General features: G+C 36.6%; 22 protein-coding genes. 13 read left to right on the forward strand and 9 right to left on the reverse strand.

Features of this window, described 5'->3' with window-relative positions:
- The first annotated feature begins 62 nt into the window (after positions 1–62).
- A complete protein-coding gene (locus AC1Q51_RS13180) occupies positions 63–344 on the forward strand; it encodes a hypothetical protein (RefSeq protein WP_000926859.1) in 282 nt (93 codons plus the stop codon).
- Positions 345–378: 34 nt separating this feature from the next.
- On the opposite strand, the gene AC1Q51_RS13185 is transcribed toward AC1Q51_RS13180, so the two are convergent.
- Positions 379–1,278, reverse strand: coding sequence for a fumarylacetoacetate hydrolase family protein (locus AC1Q51_RS13185; protein ID WP_064532885.1), 900 nt, complete (start codon positions 1,276–1,278; stop codon positions 379–381).
- Between the two features lie 246 nt (positions 1,279–1,524).
- Between AC1Q51_RS13185 and AC1Q51_RS13190 the strand changes: the two genes are divergently transcribed.
- From AC1Q51_RS13190 to gerPF, 7 genes are all read left to right on the forward strand, one after another.
- Complete coding sequence (locus AC1Q51_RS13190; protein ID WP_000462857.1) at positions 1,525–1,704, forward strand: aspartyl-phosphate phosphatase Spo0E family protein; 180 nt, start codon at positions 1,525–1,527, stop codon at positions 1,702–1,704.
- A 96-nt stretch (positions 1,705–1,800) separates the two neighbouring features.
- Complete coding sequence (gerPA, locus tag AC1Q51_RS13195) at positions 1,801–2,022, forward strand: spore germination protein GerPA (protein WP_001111187.1); 222 nt, start codon at positions 1,801–1,803, stop codon at positions 2,020–2,022.
- Positions 2,023–2,036: 14 nt separating this feature from the next.
- Positions 2,037–2,243 carry a spore germination protein GerPB gene (gene gerPB / locus AC1Q51_RS13200; protein WP_001012508.1) on the forward strand — a complete coding sequence of 69 codons (207 nt, stop codon included), beginning with the start codon at positions 2,037–2,039 and terminating at the stop codon, positions 2,241–2,243.
- 67 nt (positions 2,244–2,310) lie between these two features.
- Positions 2,311–2,925: a spore germination protein GerPC gene (gene gerPC / locus AC1Q51_RS13205; RefSeq protein ID WP_001070763.1), complete on the forward strand. Its 615-nt coding sequence runs from the start codon at positions 2,311–2,313 to the stop codon at positions 2,923–2,925.
- A 6-nt stretch (positions 2,926–2,931) separates the two neighbouring features.
- Positions 2,932–3,126 carry a spore germination protein GerPD gene (gene gerPD, locus AC1Q51_RS13210; protein ID WP_001052807.1) on the forward strand — a complete coding sequence of 65 codons (195 nt, stop codon included), beginning with the start codon at positions 2,932–2,934 and terminating at the stop codon, positions 3,124–3,126.
- A gap of 15 nt (positions 3,127–3,141) precedes the next feature.
- Entirely contained in the window at positions 3,142–3,528 is a 387-nt protein-coding gene (locus AC1Q51_RS13215) for a spore germination protein GerPE (protein WP_090975802.1), read from the forward strand.
- 42 nt (positions 3,529–3,570) lie between these two features.
- Positions 3,571–3,786 (forward strand): spore germination protein GerPF, encoded by a 216-nt coding sequence (gerPF, locus tag AC1Q51_RS13220; RefSeq protein ID WP_001141566.1) that lies wholly within the window; start codon positions 3,571–3,573, stop codon positions 3,784–3,786.
- A gap of 136 nt (positions 3,787–3,922) precedes the next feature.
- On the opposite strand, the gene AC1Q51_RS13225 is transcribed toward gerPF, so the two are convergent.
- The 5 genes from AC1Q51_RS13225 to AC1Q51_RS13245 form a co-directional block, all read right to left on the reverse strand.
- The gene (locus tag AC1Q51_RS13225) at positions 3,923–4,201 is read right to left on the reverse strand and encodes an RNA polymerase alpha subunit C-terminal domain-containing protein (protein WP_090975801.1); all 279 of its coding nucleotides are present in this window, start codon (positions 4,199–4,201) and stop codon (positions 3,923–3,925) included.
- Between the two features lie 23 nt (positions 4,202–4,224).
- The gene (gene addA, locus AC1Q51_RS13230) at positions 4,225–7,950 is read right to left on the reverse strand and encodes a helicase-exonuclease AddAB subunit AddA (protein ID WP_090975799.1); all 3,726 of its coding nucleotides are present in this window, start codon (positions 7,948–7,950) and stop codon (positions 4,225–4,227) included.
- Positions 7,947–11,462 carry a helicase-exonuclease AddAB subunit AddB gene (gene addB, locus AC1Q51_RS13235; RefSeq protein WP_090975797.1) on the reverse strand — a complete coding sequence of 1,172 codons (3,516 nt, stop codon included), beginning with the start codon at positions 11,460–11,462 and terminating at the stop codon, positions 7,947–7,949. Before addB ends, addA begins: the two co-directional genes overlap by 4 nt.
- A gap of 116 nt (positions 11,463–11,578) precedes the next feature.
- Entirely contained in the window at positions 11,579–12,142 is a 564-nt protein-coding gene (gene lepB, locus AC1Q51_RS13240) for a signal peptidase I (protein WP_000751897.1), read from the reverse strand.
- A 56-nt stretch (positions 12,143–12,198) separates the two neighbouring features.
- Complete coding sequence (locus AC1Q51_RS13245; protein ID WP_071714132.1) at positions 12,199–12,792, reverse strand: TVP38/TMEM64 family protein; 594 nt, start codon at positions 12,790–12,792, stop codon at positions 12,199–12,201.
- Between the two features lie 352 nt (positions 12,793–13,144).
- Here AC1Q51_RS13245 and AC1Q51_RS13250 point away from each other — a divergent pair, with 352 nt between their 5' ends.
- Positions 13,145–13,444 (forward strand): hypothetical protein, encoded by a 300-nt coding sequence (locus AC1Q51_RS13250; RefSeq protein ID WP_080476084.1) that lies wholly within the window; start codon positions 13,145–13,147, stop codon positions 13,442–13,444.
- 71 nt (positions 13,445–13,515) lie between these two features.
- Here the strand turns inward: AC1Q51_RS13250 and AC1Q51_RS13255 are convergent, their stop codons facing one another.
- Complete coding sequence (locus AC1Q51_RS13255; RefSeq protein WP_071714131.1) at positions 13,516–14,097, reverse strand: competence protein ComK; 582 nt, start codon at positions 14,095–14,097, stop codon at positions 13,516–13,518.
- Positions 14,098–14,379: 282 nt separating this feature from the next.
- Between AC1Q51_RS13255 and AC1Q51_RS13260 the strand changes: the two genes are divergently transcribed.
- Together AC1Q51_RS13260 and AC1Q51_RS13265 are read left to right on the forward strand one after the other, a co-directional pair.
- Positions 14,380–14,565, forward strand: coding sequence for a hypothetical protein (locus AC1Q51_RS13260; RefSeq protein ID WP_000391373.1), 186 nt, complete (start codon positions 14,380–14,382; stop codon positions 14,563–14,565).
- A gap of 348 nt (positions 14,566–14,913) precedes the next feature.
- Entirely contained in the window at positions 14,914–15,066 is a 153-nt protein-coding gene (locus tag AC1Q51_RS13265) for a hypothetical protein (RefSeq protein WP_050427353.1), read from the forward strand.
- A 248-nt stretch (positions 15,067–15,314) separates the two neighbouring features.
- Here AC1Q51_RS13265 and cspA read toward each other — a convergent pair whose 3' ends face one another.
- Positions 15,315–15,518, reverse strand: a complete 204-nt coding sequence (gene cspA, locus AC1Q51_RS13270; RefSeq protein WP_000301522.1) for an RNA chaperone/antiterminator CspA — start codon at positions 15,516–15,518, stop codon at positions 15,315–15,317.
- A gap of 282 nt (positions 15,519–15,800) precedes the next feature.
- On the opposite strand from cspA, the gene AC1Q51_RS13275 reads away from it, so the two are divergent.
- Positions 15,801–16,295 (forward strand): DUF6584 family protein, encoded by a 495-nt coding sequence (locus AC1Q51_RS13275; RefSeq protein WP_000182389.1) that lies wholly within the window; start codon positions 15,801–15,803, stop codon positions 16,293–16,295.
- Positions 16,296–16,314: 19 nt separating this feature from the next.
- Positions 16,315–17,106 carry a phosphotransferase gene (locus tag AC1Q51_RS13280; protein WP_000073785.1) on the forward strand — a complete coding sequence of 264 codons (792 nt, stop codon included), beginning with the start codon at positions 16,315–16,317 and terminating at the stop codon, positions 17,104–17,106.
- A 109-nt stretch (positions 17,107–17,215) separates the two neighbouring features.
- Here AC1Q51_RS13280 and aceA read toward each other — a convergent pair whose 3' ends face one another.
- Positions 17,216–18,493, reverse strand: coding sequence for an isocitrate lyase (gene aceA / locus AC1Q51_RS13285; protein WP_000787346.1), 1,278 nt, complete (start codon positions 18,491–18,493; stop codon positions 17,216–17,218).
- Positions 18,494–18,496 lie beyond the last annotated feature (3 nt).

Consider the following 18,496-nt stretch of genomic DNA (forward strand, 5'->3'; position numbering starts at 1 on the left):
TTCAATTATATTAAGATAAAATTGTAATTTTCTGTATTTTAAATTCATAAAGGAGGTGCGATATGCTACTAAGATATGGTAAACATATTAACTATTTAGCTACAGCGTTTATTTTAGTTACATTCTTTAGTTTCCTACTTTCCACAACATGGCTTCATTACTCAACTCCTACTACACTCACACTACTGAAAGCATCATTTTGGACTGCTGTTATTCTTACTATTATTGGATTTGGACGAGAAAAAAGCGCACTTGCGGTTATATTATTTGGCATTTGTACACTTGCATTAATTGGTCTTTACACTTTTGCCGTTATAGATTATCTCTATAATCCGAGACCATAGAAAAGAGCTATCTTTATACAAGATAGCTCTTTTCTCATTTCACTACATTTCGCAAAGTACCAATTCTTTCCACTGTAATGACCACTTCATCACCAGCATGTAAAAACCTCGGTGGTGTAAAACCTTTTCCGACACCAGCCGGCGTTCCTGTTGCGATAATATCGCCTGGTTCTAAAGTCATTCCTTTGCTTATCGTTGAAATAATTTCTTCTATTGAAAAAATCATTTTATTTGTGTTGGAAGTTTGCCTTACTTCTCCATTTACTACCGTTTCAATGTGTAATGCATTCGGCGTTTCAACCACCGATTTATGAATTAAATACGGTCCCATCGGACAAAATGTATCGAAGCTTTTCCCAAGGAAAAACTGTTTATGTTTTCTTTGAATGTCTCGAGCTGTTACATCATTTATAATCGTATAACCAAAAACATGCTCAAGCGCTTTTTCTTTTTTAATTTGCTTCCCTCGCTTACCAATAATGATAGCTAGTTCTCCTTCGTAATCTAGTTCGTCCGTTGCGTGAGGGTGACCATTAATTTGCTCATTTATGCCAATAACTGTTGTTGGTGCTTTCGTAAAGATCATTATATTTTCTGGAATAGACTCTACTCCGCCCATTTCTACCGCATGCTCACGATAGTTTTTTCCAACGCACAAAATATTCTTTCTTGGCCTTGGAATCGGCGCTAATATTTTCACCTCTGTTAACGGATAATACGCCGCTTCCCCGTTCTCTTTTGCCCAATTTACAATTTCACATACTTTCTCAAAGCATTCAGTCCCTCTTTCAATACACTCTAACATTGTAATAGGGATTGTAACCTTTTCCCCTTTTTGTCTTTGCGCTTCTCTTAAGTGTAATACCTTTTCTTCTTCTTCATCCACAATACCTACAAATACCTTTTCTTCTTTCTTCGCCGTTACAAAACGCAATATTTCCACTCTCCATCCTAAAACTCATACCTTTTAATTGTATTCGCATCCGCAAGAAAAAAACCTTCTCATGCACGCTAATTTTTACAATATTCTTCTCGCACTTATTCGTTACTTATTCATTATTTAGCATAAAATGTAGAAATTTTACTTTTTTTAGCGAAGGTATTTCTTTTTTATGGAGTTTTTGTATAATATGTACTACATATATACTAAAAATTTCATTTAGAGATGGAGCCGATTTCAATGTTTGAGCAAGCTATTGAAAAAAAACGTGAAAAAATGATCTATTTTGCTGAACGCTATGGAATGACTTCTCAAAGAACAGTGGATTGTAGCCAAGAACTGGACAGGCTCTTAAATGTAATTTGTCATGTACATACGGATTTACACCCTACTCAAACGTTCAACACACACACGCAATAACGCGTGTGTTTCTTTTATTTCAAAAAAACACACATTTTATTGGAAACGCCCATACAATAGTAGAAAAGAAAATTTTAAAAACGAAGGGTGTTTTGTATGCCAGCTATGGTCGGACATATTCGTATCGTCAATATTGGATCAAGTGGTATTTTTCATATTGGAGATGTATTTGCGATTAGGCCTATTAGTTACTCACGTGCTTTCGCCGGGGCCGGCTCTTTCAACGTTGGAGATAATGTTTCTGTCTACAATTATCAAAGTGCAACGACTGTCAACGATTCAGATGTAATCGATCAAGCGATAATTGGCTCAACTTAAAGGAGGCAATTGCATTGAATTTTTATGTAAACCAAAGTATCATCATCAACAGTATTAAAATTGATAGTATTACAACCTCTTCTGTGTTCCAAATTGGTACTGCCGGAAGTATTAAAGCCCTATCTAAATTTTCAAATACGGGCGGATTTACGGAGCCGCTTCGCCCATTACAGGCAAAAGGACAAATTATTTCTATCAAACCATCAACTAGTTCTTCTTAAGACATCCTTGTCATAAATATATAGCAGGAATATTTTTACCCTCCCTATTGAAAAGGAGGTTTCACAAATGAATCAAGATATATATACTTACTTACACCAACTTCAACAAGCTCTTCAAACACAACAAGCAGCCATCCTAAATTTAGAAGAACAAGTGCGCCAACTCCAAGAAGAGCTTAACGAATTAAAAAATCGCCCCTCCTCTTCTGTAGGAAAAGTGGAATACAAATTCGATCAATTAAAAGTCGAAAATTTAAATGGTACTTTAAATATTGGTTTAAACCCATTTTCAGCAAAAGGACAACAAATTGAAGATTTTCAAGTGGATACAGAAACATTGAAGGTAAACCCTGAAACCGAAACAAACCCAGACTTTTATCAAGGTATCCTCCAAGAAATGCATCGATACTTAGATGAAGAAGCATATAATCGTATTCTCCATTTTGAACAAGAAGAGAGAACACCGCTTGATGAAATGTATCGACAAATGATGGTAGATGACATAAAAAAACAGATGGAGCATCGACTCCCTTATTATTTATCACAAGCGCAATCATATGAAGGTATTTCAACAGATCCAGATTATTTACGAGATATCATTATTCAGGCAATGAAACAAGATATTGACAAAGCCTTTCTCTCCTTTATTCAGCACATACCGGGAAATTTCCGAAAGGAGTAAGTATGTATGAACCTTAACGTTGTAAACCGTGAGTTAAAAGTCGGACAGATTAAAATGAACGGTGTATCGTCGTCCGCACTCTTTTTAATTGGAGATGCAAATCTCCTCATTCTATCTTCTATTCTCGATACACCATTTGAAACAGTTACAGAGGGTCCATTTGTACCATTAGTAACAGATGTCCCTCCTACTCCAGGTTAAGGAGACTGAGAAATTATGTTGCATCATGTGTCCATTGTCCAAAATGTTTCTATTATTTCTTTAGGAATTACTGCCGTATTGCAAGTTGGAGATGCAAACCAAATGGAATTAAAAAGTAGAGCTCTTGCCGTCCACCGTGAAATTCCTTGTTATATAAGGGGAGAAGGTCGTTTTGATGCTTTTGAAATCTTTACAGATGAACACATTACAATTCCAAAACGAACGACAGATGTAAATTTAAATATTGTAAATGAATGCCCTTTTATTGAAGTTAATAACGTTGAATTACGGACACTTTTAAATTCTGGTTGCTTTCAAATTGGAAATGTTGATTATGTTTTTAATAACTCTCGTATTATGCAAATTCGCCAATATATTACAGATGAACCTTCCGCACAATAATTCATATAGTAATTAAAAAGCTTAGTAAAGTAGGTGGATGGTATGCCTTCGGTTGTAGGAAATCTCGTGGTTCAAAACAGTAACGGCTCTTTCAACTTAGGAGATTTTTATAACGTATCTCCGAAAGAAAACACGAAAGCTTATAATGGATCCGGAGCTTCTAATGTTGGATTTGTCGTGAATACTTTTAACGGTGTTAGTGCAACAAATACGTTTGATTCTGATGTGGCGGATCAAGATCAGATTGGAACAGCGTAAAAAAAGTAGGAGATATTCTCCTACTTTTTTCTTTTATCTAATTCAAATTATTAAAATGAAATTTTAATCAGCAAGAGCTTTACTGTTCACAAATAGTGGTATAAACAAGTAAGTAGTGAAGAGGCACTATTTCATTTTATTTAAATGATAATCCGCTCTCCTCCAAAGCTTGTCTAAGCTTCGGCAAAGACGCAGGTCCCATACCATGCAGTTTTAAAATTTCTTTGTCACTATATTTTGAGAGTTCTTCTACAGTTTGAATTCCATGGTGTTCTAATGCCCTTCTTGCTGGCGCTGAAAGAAGAGAGAGAAAACCTTCTTTTGGTTTTCTCTCTTTCTCACAGGTTGGGCAAGTTGGACAATCGCTACTTTTATAGTACTCGTGTCCCTGTTCACAAGTTTTTAACGTTGTCATTTTTTATAGCCCCCTTCTGTTGTCTATCCTTCAATATTTACAACGTGATTCCCATCAAAGAAATATAAACATTTCTCTTTGACAGGATGTTGTAAGCTTTTCTCGAGTGCTTTTGCATATAACGAAAGTTGCACTTTATATCGATCTTCTAAAATTGGTTTTGCTTGTTGGAATCCGCCTGGGAATTTCCCTTCAATCGTATCTGTTTTGAAGTCGATTAACGTAATGCCATCTTCCTCTTCAATCATGCAGTCGATAACCCCTTGGACAAGAATCGTTTCTTCACTCTTCCCTTGCCAATCTTGATATGCTTCTTCTGCTGCAAGCATCATCGTAAATGGTACTTCACGCTCAACACTTTTCGCCGCTAATACCCTTTTACCTAAGTCACTGTCAAAGAATGAAATTACTTTTTCAATTGCTATTTCTTCCGCCTGCTCGAATGTTAATAATTCCTTATTTACCATTCCTGCGATTTGTTCTTGTAGCGTTTCGGCCGTAATCGGTTTCTTCAAATCTACATGCTGCATAACGGCATGGACTGCTGTTCCACGCTCTGCGTACGTTAACCCTTTTTTCTCCATAAAGCGCGGACGTGTTTTAATTGGTGCACGTAGTTTTTTAATAAAGGCGTTATCGCTACCTTCTTCAGATTGATAATTTCTCTTTATTTCTGTAACAGATTGCTTCGCACGATGAGATGTCGCATCCTCATATCCGTACTTCCACATTAATCTGTCGTACACTTCTTCTTTCCGTTTACTTTGCAGGGGAACAGCCTTTTTCTCACGAAGCGCTTCTAACAATTCTTGTTTCTCTTCTTGAACTGGCTCTGGTGCAAGTAGCGTGTTACCGTCCACAACTTCTACTTTCCAGCTAGTGTCATACCCGTAAATTTCATCCGGAATGCTTCCTTGTCCTAATTCAAGAAGCATTTCACTATCACGATGTCTATATAATGAAGGTGCAATCCAGTCTAAATAACAAGACGCTCCGGCACGTATGTGATCTGGTAATAACCATTCATTATGTTCCCTCGCATCAAGCCATTTTTCCATTTCCTTAGTTGCATCCTTAACTGTTCCGATTAAAATTAGCTTCTCTTTCGCACGCGTTAACGCTACGTATAATACGCGCATTTCTTCTGCAATTAATTCCATTTTCATTTTACGCTTAATCGCAAGCTGTGATAATGTCGTATATTTAATTCGTTTACGCGGATCGATAAATTGTGAACCGAAACCGAAATCTTTATGCAGTAAGAAACGCTTCATTAAGTCTTGTGTATTAAAACGACGACCGAGTCCAGCTACAAATACGACCGGGAACTCTAGCCCTTTACTTTTATGAATCGTCATAATGCGAACGACGTCTTCTTGTTCACCAAGAGCTCTTGCCGTACCCATATCATCACCGCGTTCTAAAATACGTTCAATAAAACGCAAGAAGCGGAATAACCCTCTAAATGATGTTGCTTCATATTGTCTTGCACGGTCATATAGCACGCGCAAGTTTGCCTGCCTTTGCTTTCCTGCTGGTAAACCGCCAACGAAGTCGTAATAACCTGTCTCACCGTACACTTTCCAAATTAAATCAGAAAGGGATTGTTGACGGGCAAATTCACGCCATCCTTGAAGTAAATTATAAAACCACTCTAATTTATCATGAAGTTCTTGCTCTTCTTCAAGCGGTGCTCCTTTTAAGAACGAGCTCATTACTTCATAAAATGACCCTTTCTTCCCATGAGCACGAAGCGTCGCAAGGTCTTCATCATTTAGTCCCACAATCGGTGAACGAAGTACAGCTGCAAGCGGAATATCTTGCATCGGATTATCAATAACGCGGAATACGTTCATCATAATATTTACTTCTGTCGCTTCAAAATAACCAGTCGCAAGGTCAGCATATACTGGAATTCCTTGCAATTTTAACTCTTCCATAATTTGCGGCGCCCACGGCATCGAGCGGAGTAAAATAACGAAATCACGGTATTGTACAGGGCGCATACTATCCGTTTTACGATCATACACTTCATAACCTGAATCAACCATCGCTTTAATACGCTGCGCCATAAGACGAGCTTCTAGCTGTGCTTTTTCGACTTCTGCACCTTCTTCTCCATCCATTACTTCTTCTTCCGTTTGCTGAATACATAGTAATTCTGCTGCTACATCTTCACCTTCTGGATAGGTAGCACCTAGCTTTAGTTCAGCGTCAGCATCGTAGTCAATTTCCCCAACTTCTTCGCCCATAATTTGTTTAAAAATAAAGTTCGTACCTGCTAGTACTTCATGACGACTACGGAAGTTTTTCGCTAAGTCAATCTTCATTCCGCCGCCCAATCCTTCTTGTGTGAAGCGTTTATATTTTCCTAGGAATAGTCCTGGCTCGGCTAGTCGGAAACGATAAATCGACTGCTTTACGTCACCAACCATGAACAAGTTTCCTTCACTCTCAGAATCTTTCGTTACGAATTTAATAATGGATTCCTGTACAAAGTTCGTGTCTTGATATTCATCGACTAATACTTCAGCAAATTTATTACGATATTGGAGCGCCACTGCTGACGGATTCATTTCACCATTTTCACTTTGTTCACTTAAAATTTGTAAACAGAAATGCTCTAAATCTGTAAAATCGACCATTCCTTTATCTCGCTTCATCGCTTGGAAACGCTCTGTAAATACTTTTACAAGTTGAACAAGCTTTTCTAATACTGGGTGCATATCTTGAAAATCTCGTAAGAAACTTTCCGGTTTGCGGCTAAATAACTCTTCCTGTAATTTCTTCACTTCATCTTTCGCTTTATTACGAAGAGAGTCTACTTGTTTTACAACATCTTCATTGTAATCACTTTTCTTAATACGCTTTAACGTTTGCCACGATACGTTTTGCATCGCTTCATACAATCTTGTCCACGACTCACGAGCAGCTGATGATAGCGTTCCAAGTAAAGCTACATCTGCTTGCAGGGTTTCAATGCGAGGCGCTGGACCGTCAGGAAGCATTGCGAGTTCAGTTGCCTTACGAATATGCTGTTCCGCTGTTTCAAGCTGGAATTTCACATCTTCTAATAAATAAGAAGCATATACTAAATCCTCAATTGTCTTTCCTTCTACGTCATATGCTTCTACTAATTTATCAAGCCATTTTTCCGGATTTGGATGCGCTCTTGATTCTGTATGAAGCGCTAAAATCATACGTTGTAAGTCATCATCACTACGGTCACTCGTATAACGATCAACGAGTTCAAAGAATATCGTATTATCTTCGATGCCATACTCTTCTTCTAATATGTCATCTAGCACTTCTTCTTTTAACAATTCATTTTCTGTTTGATTCGCAATACGGAAACGAGGATCAACATCAAGCATGTAGTAATATCCTCTAATTACTTGTAAACAGAATGAGTGAATTGTTGAAATGGAAGCTTTATTTAATAGGCTCAGCTGCTTTCTTACGTGTTGAGAGCCTGGTTCATCAATTAATACCTTTTCTAACGCTTCCCCGATTCGGTTTTTCATCTCTTGCGCTGCTGCATTCGTAAATGTTACAACGAGCAGGCGGTCGACATCGACTGGGTTCTCTTCATTAATAATCTTTTTAATAATACGTTCAACTAATACTGCTGTTTTACCTGATCCAGCTGCAGCCGCAACTAAAATATCACGTCCGTTCGCTACAACAGCTTTCCACTGGTCATCTGTCCATTGACTACCTTCTGGTTTTTTAGGCCAATTTTCTATCATTCTCCGCCAACCTCCTCTCTTATTTTCTCCATCGCTTCGCTATCTTTCATATCTTTTAACGATCGGAACTGATTATCTTCAAGTGACTCATCAAATTGACAAACAGATTTGAAGTTACAGAACGTACATGCTGCTTTATTTCCCATTTTATAAGGAGCAATATCGATAACACCTTCTGTAATATCTTTTCCAATATTTTCAAACGTATGGTGTACATATTTTTGCAGTACGTTAAACTCTTGCTCACTTGCAATACTTGAACGCGCACTAAAGCTACCGTCTTTTTTCAGGCCAGCAGAAATAATATCTGAGCTTCCTGTTGAAAGTTTGTTATCCATTAAACGAACAACGTCAGCATCTCCTAATACGAGTCCTTTCATTTTAAATTTCTTTAAAATTTCTTTTTCAATTTCAGCTTCAGATGCGTCACCTTTCATCTCAACGATTGGGTTATGAATATGGAAATACAATACACCAGCTGGTGATGCTGCGTGGCCTTTTTTCATCCACGTCTGTGCATTCGAAGTAACAACATCTAAATACGTTAACATTTGAAGTGCTAATCCGTAATACACTTCCGTTAAATCTAACGCTTTTGAACTTGATTTATAATCAATAATACGTAAGAACGTCCCGTTTTCATCTTCTGCCTTATCAACACGGTCAATACGACCGACTACTTCCATCTTTACACCATTTGGTAATGAGAATTCCATTGGCGGAAGTGACCCTGTACCACCCATACCGAACGGCACCTCTAAATCAACTGGTACGAATCCGCTCGACTTCGCATGTTCACGAAGAATGATTGACGTGCGGAAAATAATTTGTTGTAGTTTTTGTTTTAAATAGAAATGACGATTTGAACTTAATAAAATTTGTCGTTGTAATAACGGTGCAATTTCTTCTATTACTAAAACAGAAAGATGTTCACATTCTTTTATTGATAAATCCGCCCAAGTGCGGTTTTCACGCAATAACTTGTCCGCAATTTTCTTTAATGCCGCATGGAATAATTCGCCGATATCTGGCGCATCAAGTTTGAAAATATCACGCTCTCTAAGCGACAAACCATGCTGCGCGAAATGAGCGTATGCACAACGATTAAATAGTTCCATACGAGAGACGCTTCCTTTAATTGTATCTCCGTATAAATCTCTACTTACTGCTGTACTTAGTTTCTGCGCACGATTTCGGTAAAATAAACTTGATAGCACGCGACTACTTTTTTGTTTCCATTCATCTGACGTTACGTAGAAATTATATACATCCCACCAAAAATCTAAATTCCCTTCAAATCCGTATCGTTTCCACGTTTGTAGTTGCTGCATAACGTAAGATAACGTCACTTCTGGCGTTGCTACATATGAAATTTGTTCTGAGCGTGATAAGTCGTTTACATCATTCGTAATAAACGAATCTTTCACATTAGGGAACATTCTTTTTATTTTCTTAATAAAGCTAGACGCAAGTAACGTCTTTCCTTCTTCATCTGCAAGCGGGCATGAAATGTATAACTTCTCAGATGCTCTCGTTACCATTTGATACATAACGAACTGTTCTTCTAACAAAGTTTGTCTCGTCGTTGGCGCTAATTCAATCCCTGCTGCACCAAGAACTTCTCTTTCCTCATCAGAAAGCATACCTTCATCCATAGGTGCTGCTGGAATGACACCCTCATTTACACCTATAATAAACGTTGCTCTCACATCAGATAACCTGGAGTGATCAATATTAGCAATTAACACTTGGTCTAATGACGGCGGAATGTTAGCAAATTGAAGTGCCTCAAGACCTGTCGACATAACGTCAGTAAACATAGAAAGAGACATTTTCTCTTCCCCAAGAATCTCTACAAATGTATCAAGAAGGCTCATTACTTCTTCCCATACTTGTTCATGATCTGTCGCAAATAAGAAATCTCCACTTTCTTCTGCACGTATACGTAATTCTTCTAGTTTCTTCGGAACATCCAGTTCTTCTAAAAACAAGTAAACTGCTTCACACATTTGCATAACTGTTCCTGCACGCTTTAACCTTTTTTGCATGCGAATAACAGGTGTTCTTACAACGTCACGTAGCCTATTTATTTTCTCTTCCATTTCACGTTCACTGTCTGTAATCATCCCGTTCGTATCATCAAGAGAACGATAACGGCGATACATCCATGGATCTTCAGCAGTCCATCTCTTTCCTTGTACACCGTACGCTAAACAGTAATTTTCAAATTCATCCATTTCTTCACGCATCGCTTCTTTTCTTACGTCTAATGGATATAAAAGCTCTGTTTTCACGCAACGGAACACCGCATCATAACGCCAATTCCCACTAATAATCTCGAGTGCAGAACGAATACATTCTACCAATGGGTGGTGTGACATCGGGCGCTTTTCATCGATGAAGTGCGGGATATTGTAATCTGTAAATAACGTTCGCATCACATCGTAATAACTTTCCCCATTACGAAGAAGCACTGCAATATCTCGGTAACGATATTTTTCGTCCGCAACAAGTTTACGAATTTCACGAGCAACACCTTCTACCTCCGCTCGTAAATTCGCAGCTGTACTAATCGTTACACTCGCTTCACCGTTAAATTTTTCATTCGGACGCGCTTCATAATGAGCTTCTAAATGCGCTAATGCTGGAGAATGAAAACGCGGCTGTTCCATAAGTGGAATTGTTTTTTCAATTTCTATTTTCTCTTCACGCGCTACTTGTTTTATTTTTTCATACGTTAACGTCGTTTCATAAAATAAATCGAGTTCATTTACTGGCTGTGCTAACGTTTTTTCATCTATCGTTAACGTGATCGTAACTTTCGCTCCGCAAATCATAAGCTGTCTTACAATCTCTAACTCTTGCGGGGAGAATGAATGAAATCCATCTATATAAATTTCCGCACCATTTACATATTCAGACTGCGGAAGCTTTTCCACTAGCAATTGCAGGTAGTCTTCTGAATCTAAGTATTTTCCAATTAAAGCACGTTCAAAATCATCGTATAGTAACTGTAAATCATACACTTTATTCGCTAGTAACTTTTGTTCGGCACTGCTACTATGCGCATCTAATTGTTGCCACATTTCATATACGTTAGATGGCGTTACATTGTAACGTTTAAACTCCGCGATCATACTGCCAAGATGTTCAAAGAAACCGTTTTGCTCCGCTGCTTTTTGGAACACCGATAATCCATCTTTACGAGACTCTACAATTTTACGGAGTAACATATGTACACCAGCTTCATCAATATGAAGACGACTCGCTCCGCCAACTTCTTGCAGCACCTTCCACGCTAATCGTGAAAAACTAAAAACTTGTGCCCGAATAGAACCTCTTACATCCTCACTTCCAATTAACGCCTGCTGCGTCTGGAATGTCATCTGTTCTGGCACAAGATATAATATTGTTTTCCCTCTCGGGCGCTGTTTTAACTCTTCTTGCACTTCGCGTAAACAAAGTGTACTTTTTCCACTTCCCGCTCTACCAATCACAAATCGAAGTGACATGTAACCCCACCTTTCACTTACATAACGAACGTTAGTTTGCTACTATAATTGTATTATAGTACACGAAAAAAGACAAACTGAGTTGTTTGTCTTTTCTATACTTCTACTTCATTATATCAACCTTTTGAAAAATTCGTTTGCACCTCTTGAATTGGCCAATATCGCAAATCAACTTTACCGACGACTGTATCAGCTTTTACAAAGCCAAAGTGTCTACTATCCCAGCTCCCGAGCCGGTTATCACCTACTACAAAAATAAACCCGGGTGGCACCAGCTTTTCTTTCGTTAACTCTTCTAATGTAAAGTCGCCTGTTAGTTGCCTTCCATTTATCTCTTTCTTATACTTCTCTAGATACGGCTCATCAATAAATTGTCCATTTATATATAACTTATCATGCTTATATTCAATATGATCTCCAGGTAAACCGATAATTCGCTTTACATAGTCCTCTTTTTTATTCGCATGAAACACCACAACGTCAAATCTGTTCAAGTCCCCAACTTGATAACTCACCTTATTTACAACGAGCATATTGCCATCTTGCAATGTCGGCATCATTGACTTCCCCTCTACAACATACGTTGAAAAGAAAAACGTTCGAAAAAATACAGCTAATAATACACCAATTAAAATTGTTCGTATCCACTCTATGCCTTCTTTTTTCAAAGTTTTCTTCATCTGCTTCTCCCCTTATCCTTTAATACTGAAGCTTTCCTTTACAAAGAAGACTATTCTTAATGTAGTTCTAATTTTACTTCAATTTTCTTACCGACATACCATAGAATAAAAATACCAATCGCTACAATGACTGATTTCACCGGATTATGAATAAATGACATTAAATCATGACCGATATACGTTAAAATAAAAATCATCACAAGTTTTCCGAATGCTAACGCTAGTCCAAACTGTTTTACACTAATTCGGGATAAACCAGCGACAACATTTATTAGCGCTGACGGTGTAAACGGAAAACAAAATATAACAAAAATCGGTGCGAATCCTTTCCTTTCAATCCACCCCATTGCTTTTCGTACTCTCTCATGCTTATTTACAAACGAAAAGAAACGGCTGCGGCCAAAATGGCGGATGATGAAAAAGACAAGTAATGCACCCATTACTGATCCAATCCATGAATAAAGAAAACCGAGCCAAAAGCCAAATGCAACAGCATTCGCCAGTACAAATACAATAAGCGGTAATGCTGGAATCAACGCCTCTATCATCGGTAAACCAATACCAAGAAGTGGTCCGAACGCTTTATAACTCTCAACAATATGATCCATATTTTCTGGTGAAAAATACTCTTTGATTGTCTGAAAATCCATTCTACACTTTACCCCTTTACTCTAAATACTATCCCTACTGTATCATTGCTTATATGAAAGAGGAAATGGTAGATACGACATATGGAGATGTATTTATTAAAGTTTCCATATCTTTCATAAGAATTCCTTCATTATTTAGCTATGATAATCTATCAATATTTGACAATATATTACATATTAATAACACCCTATCCAACAATATCCTTATATCTCTTCAAAAATAGTATATTACAAATAATTTATTTAAATATAAAAAAATAGTATTTTTTACATTTTTTATTAAAATAACAACGTAAATCCGTTATACTAAATATCGCAATATATTTATTTTATGTTTTTAGGAGGAAATACTTTGAAAGACACAGTAAAATTATTAAAATGGGTTACTGGTGCCTTAGAGGCTTTACTGGGAATACCTGTACTCGGAGGAACTATTGTTGTTTCTTTACTTTGGTTACCACTTCTTTTCATGCTAGTATTACATATCGTTACTTTAGTATTGGCTAAAAAAGTTAATATGAGTGCTAACGGTAATGTGCTAGGAATTGTAACTTCTTGCCTTGCATGGATTCCGTTTGTAGGAATGATTTTGCATATTTTATCAGCTATCTTCATTATGATGGATGCTGCCCGTAAGGAAGAAACTTATTAATATTTAAATAGCAAAAAAAGCTGTCCTAGAATGCCACTTAAGGCAACATTCTAGAGGCAGCTTTTTCTATATTACACTTCTTCTTCTCTAACAACATACACTTTCTCATAAGCTGGTCTTAATGTTGATTCTTCACTTTTATCAATTTCTTTAAAACACGGATTCCCTTGTTTTTTCCTACGATCTTCATATTCAGTACGTAATTTCGCTGTACGATTTTGTTGATTTTCAAAACTAGTTTTTGATATTTCTAATTTCACAGCAAAGCCATTTATAAATCTAATAATAAGATTTCCATCTTTTAATTCTTTATTACTTTCAATATAAAAATGAGACAACCAAGCGCACTCTTTTCTAGAGTAAGAATAGGTAGGGAAAAAATAAAGTTGATCTGTAGGACTAATCGCAATTGGTGCTTTATGTGTAATATGAGTTAACTCTTTCGTTCCTTCTTTTCTGCCTAAGAAACTCGAGCCATGCTTGCGGCAACTTCTTTCTATAATATCTAGAGGTTTTTGAAATACGAAAAAAGAATCATTCATTTCAACGACTCGAGTAACAATTTTCTTTTCACTTAGAATAACAGGAAGTAAGGCCATCGTATTTTTCGTTACAACATAATTTTCGACATAGCGTTCCACTTTACTTTCCATGCTCTATTATCTCCTTTTTTCCATTTATATTAGCAGCTGCATATATAATTTTAGCACCTATGAAAAGAAAACGGATTGCATATTCCACTATTTTACATAGATTTATTATTTATCAACCATTCTTTAAATTTAAAATTAACTATATAATAATAAAAAGATAATAATGTACACAAAAAACATTTATACTACTATAAATATTTGAAATCACTTCCTCATTTCACATCATTACAACAACTAACTTTGCTATAATTAAAATATAAATCCAATATATGGAGGGCCACTATGGAAGAAAAAGAAATCCAACCATCGATTCAAATGAAAAATAGCAGCGTCATTATCGTGAAAAACTCAGCTAGCATTATATTCGGTTTATTTTTCATTCTGCTATTCTTTGCTAAACCGTTTCGTAAATCAAAATGTCCAGAATGTAAAAAACGTGAGAAGAAAAAATCAGGGCAAGAACAATAAAAAGGCCTTCCTTTATGGAATGCCTTTTTACATTTGTAGTATCATTTTATTTATTCTTCTTCACCCTAAAAAACAACTATATTTTCTTCCAAGGTTCTCTACATCTTTTTTGATTTGTATATGATCCTTATCTAAAACATGAGAAATAGTATTTGTACTTGTTACTCGCTTTTAATTTTTATTAAACACTTCAAATTTGTACACCTTTATCCATCACTAACAATTCGTTAATTAGTTAACTTTATAATATAAGTTTTGTATATAATGTCATTCAAAAACACAATATATATAAGTGGCTATTTATAATTACATTGCTTTTTATCGAATTCCAAAAAGGAGCTGTATACTATGGATAAAAAAAATCTATTAAGCCAGCAGGTTAATAGCATCCCCTCAGATGCTCTGAATACCCCTAGTAAGGAACAAGAACAACTGTTAGAAACATCATCTCAAAACGTACAAAATTCCAACAACAACACTAACAAAAAAGATGTTACTTAAGGTCCATCTGGAAAAGATTTCCCCATTTCAACAGAGAATACAAATTTATAGTTATTTACTATCATACGCAGTAAATGCTCTTGCTGAACTAATTCTTCTACAGAAACTAATACGCATTCCAGATAATTTTTCACCCGTTGTAACATAGAAAAAGAGATTTAGATATAAAAACAGGCTCTGAAAAAACTTTCCCCACAACAAAAAAAGGATGGCATTAGCCATCCTTTTTTCCATCATCAACTATAAAATTATAGTTTGATTACGTTTTTAGCTTGAGGTCCACGGTTACCTTCTTCGATTTCGAAGCTAACTTTTTGGCCTTCTTCTAGAGATTTGAAACCTTCAGTTTCGATTGCAGAGAAATGTACGAATACGTCGTTTTCGCCTGGAACTTCGATGAAACCGAAGCCTTTTTCGTTGTTAAACCATTTTACTTGTCCTGTTACTGCCATGATTATTTCCTCCTAAGAAAATACAAATTTAATTTTTTTAGTCTTCCTGTCTAAAAAAAGAATCCACACATTATCAAATACGAAACATAAACTAGTTCTCACATACTTTTTCTCGTTCGTTTTCAGCACTTGATAACATATGGATTGCTTAATTTAACTATTCAACTGACATCATCATAGCACATTAAAATAAAATGTACAATCTTTTTCGAAAATAGAATTTCTAATTTTTAGTATTTCTTATAAAATATAATTATCTCTATTCCAAATAAGGAGGAGTTTATGACCAATAAAATTCCTAGAAAAACATTAAAAAGAATTGAAGAGGATATTGAAAATAATAATCTTGGAAAAGCAAGAGATAGATTGCATGGCCTCATCTTTACATACCCAAATGAATTACATCTTCGAAAAAAACTCGGAGATATTTATTATACATTACAATATCCAGAAATGGCTGGACGTTACTGGTATCTAGAGGAGCATAAAACAGATATTATGCATGAATCATGTTTATTATTTGAAAAATCAATGGGAAATAATCCTCATCATATTGCACGTGCTTTAAAGTTTAAAGGCGATTCTAACCATATAAAAGGTTTGTATAAAGATCAACCTTTATCTTCAGTGCAGAAGAAAGTAGCAGAGGAGTTAATTTATGAGTATAAAGAAACATGGCAAGATAAGCTAGTTCCTTTTGGCTGTCTAGCATTCCTTGCTTGCCTTCTCTTTTCTGCCATTATTGGTCTATTTACTATTTGGAATTGGATTTTTTAATCACAGGGGGAATTTTCACATGTCAAACTACGCTAAAGAAGAAAGGCTAACAGGGGGAAACGTCTCAAACGTATATCGTTCTGAAAATACTGTTCGGCGAGAGTTAAAGCCGGGCAGTGAAAAGATTCATAAGCTATTGCAACATTTAGAAAACAAAGGATTTCATTATGCTCCAAAGTTTTTAGGTGTAGATGAAAAAGATAGAGAGATTTTATCCTTTATTGAAGGAGAAGCTGGCAATTATCCTTTAAAAGAATATATGCGATCTAATGATGTATTAAAAGAAATCGCAAAGATGCTTCGCCTTTACCATGATGCTGTAAGTGATTTTCCATTATTAAATGATTGGAAACCGATGGATCACACTCCAAATAACATTGAGGTTTTATGTCACAATGATTTTGCCATATATAACATTATTTTTAATAATGAGAAGCCAGTAGGGATTATTGATTTCGATGTTGCTGCTCCTGGTCCAAGACTATGGGATATCGCTTATACACTCTATACTTGTGTGCCTTTAAGTAGAGTGTATTATACAGAATCCGGTGAAGCCGTTCATTATGACTCATCGCAACATGCAGATCGCATTAAAGAGAGAATGAATTTGTTCGTTCAGTCCTATGATAAAAATATGGATGAAGATTACTTAGGAATGGTGTTGCTTCGATTAGAAGGGTTATGTACATATATGAAACGAAAAGCGCAAGAAGGCGACTTGAATTTCCAAAGAATGATTGATGAAGGACATCTAGAGCATTATGAGAAAGATATGAAGTTTATTCGTGATCATAGGGCTGAGTGGAGTTGATTTAGTAATAAAGAAAAGGAAGTATCGTTTTTTTCCGACAACTCAATCTCTCTTTTCGAATCGTTTAGAAAATAACAAGGGGCACCCTTCAAAAAGGTGCCCCTTCCTTTTATTTCGTAAACTGTGCTTCTTCCGTAGATCCTTTTAACGCTGTCGTTGATGAAGTTCCGCCTGTAATCACTTGTGCAACTTCATCAAAGTAACCTGTTCCTACTTCGCGTTGATGACGTGTTGCAGAGTAGCCATGTTTTTCAGCTGCGAATTCTGCTTGTTGTAGTTCAGAGTATGCTGCCATGCCGCGCTCTTTATAGCCACGTGCTAGTTCAAACATACCGTAATTTAATGAATGGAATCCAGCAAGTGTTACAAATTGGAACTTGTAACCGTAAGATGCGATTTCCTTTTGGAAGCTTGCAATTGTTTTTTCATCTAGTTTTTGTTTCCAGTTGAATGAAGGTGAACAGTTATATGCAAGTAGCTTTCCTGGATGCTCCTTATGAATTGCGTCCGCAAATCGTTTTGCATCTTCTAAATTTGGTTCCGACGTTTCACACCAAACGAGGTCTGCATACGGTGCATACGCTAAACCGCGCGCAATTGCTTGATCAAGACCTGCATTTGTACGGTAAAATCCTTCTGGTGTTCTTTCTCCTGTAATAAATGCTTTATCAACAGGATCGATATCGCTCGTAATTAAATCAGCTGCATCCGCATCTGTTCTTGCAACGATAATTGTCGGCACTCCCATTACATCTGCTGCAAGACGTGCAGAAATTAAATTGCGTACTGCTGTTTGCGTTGGTAGTAGTACTTTTCCGCCTAAATGGCCACATTTTTTCTCTGAAGATAATTGATCTTCAAAATGCACACCTGATGCACCTGCTTCAATCATACCTTTCATCAGTTCAAATACGTTTAATTGTCCGCCAAATCCAGCTTCTGCATCTGCTACAATCGGTACGAAATAGTCTGTATCATCGCTTCCTTCCATATGCTGAATTTGATCCGCACGTTGAAGCGTTTGATTAATTCGTTTCACTACAGCAGGTACGCTGTTCGCTGGATATAAACTTTGATCTGGATACATATGTCCAGAAAGGTTTGCATCAGCTGCTACTTGCCAACCACTTAAGTAAATCGCTTTTAACCCAGCTTTTACTTGTTGCATCGCTTGGTTTCCTGTTAATGCGCCAAGTGCGTTAATATAGTCTTCTGTATGAAGCGATGTCCAAAGCTTCTCAGCACCGCGACGCGCTAACGTATGTTCAATATCAATTGACCCGCGCAGGCGAATTACATCTTCTGCCGAATATGGACGTGTGATCCCTTTCCAACGCTCATCTAATTCCCAGCTTTCTTGTAACTTCTCGATTCTTTCGTTTTTCATTTG

It is taken from the genome of Bacillus sp. MT94, from assembly GCF_058792475.1.

Coding starts and splice junctions, on each gene's coding strand:
- AC1Q51_RS13225 (WP_090975801.1), bottom strand. CDS start 4,201: ATGACAACGTTAAAAACTTGTGAACAGGGACACGAGTACTATAAAAGT.
- AC1Q51_RS13265 (WP_050427353.1), top strand. CDS start 14,914: ATGGATAAAAAAAATCTATTAAGCCAGCAGGTTAATAGCATCCCCTCA.
- AC1Q51_RS13180 (WP_000926859.1), top strand. CDS start 63: ATGCTACTAAGATATGGTAAACATATTAACTATTTAGCTACAGCGTTT.
- AC1Q51_RS13190 (WP_000462857.1), top strand. CDS start 1,525: ATGTTTGAGCAAGCTATTGAAAAAAAACGTGAAAAAATGATCTATTTT.
- addA (WP_090975799.1), bottom strand. CDS start 7,950: ATGATAGAAAATTGGCCTAAAAAACCAGAAGGTAGTCAATGGACAGAT.
- AC1Q51_RS13215 (WP_090975802.1), top strand. CDS start 3,142: ATGTTGCATCATGTGTCCATTGTCCAAAATGTTTCTATTATTTCTTTA.
- gerPC (WP_001070763.1), top strand. CDS start 2,311: ATGAATCAAGATATATATACTTACTTACACCAACTTCAACAAGCTCTT.
- addB (WP_090975797.1), bottom strand. CDS start 11,462: ATGTCACTTCGATTTGTGATTGGTAGAGCGGGAAGTGGAAAAAGTACA.
- aceA (WP_000787346.1), bottom strand. CDS start 18,493: ATGAAAAACGAAAGAATCGAGAAGTTACAAGAAAGCTGGGAATTAGAT.
- gerPF (WP_001141566.1), top strand. CDS start 3,571: ATGCCTTCGGTTGTAGGAAATCTCGTGGTTCAAAACAGTAACGGCTCT.
- cspA (WP_000301522.1), bottom strand. CDS start 15,518: ATGGCAGTAACAGGACAAGTAAAATGGTTTAACAACGAAAAAGGCTTC.
- gerPD (WP_001052807.1), top strand. CDS start 2,932: ATGAACCTTAACGTTGTAAACCGTGAGTTAAAAGTCGGACAGATTAAA.
- gerPA (WP_001111187.1), top strand. CDS start 1,801: ATGCCAGCTATGGTCGGACATATTCGTATCGTCAATATTGGATCAAGT.
- lepB (WP_000751897.1), bottom strand. CDS start 12,142: ATGAAGAAAACTTTGAAAAAAGAAGGCATAGAGTGGATACGAACAATT.
- AC1Q51_RS13245 (WP_071714132.1), bottom strand. CDS start 12,792: ATGGATTTTCAGACAATCAAAGAGTATTTTTCACCAGAAAATATGGAT.
- AC1Q51_RS13280 (WP_000073785.1), top strand. CDS start 16,315: ATGTCAAACTACGCTAAAGAAGAAAGGCTAACAGGGGGAAACGTCTCA.
- AC1Q51_RS13260 (WP_000391373.1), top strand. CDS start 14,380: ATGGAAGAAAAAGAAATCCAACCATCGATTCAAATGAAAAATAGCAGC.
- AC1Q51_RS13275 (WP_000182389.1), top strand. CDS start 15,801: ATGACCAATAAAATTCCTAGAAAAACATTAAAAAGAATTGAAGAGGAT.
- AC1Q51_RS13255 (WP_071714131.1), bottom strand. CDS start 14,097: ATGGAAAGTAAAGTGGAACGCTATGTCGAAAATTATGTTGTAACGAAA.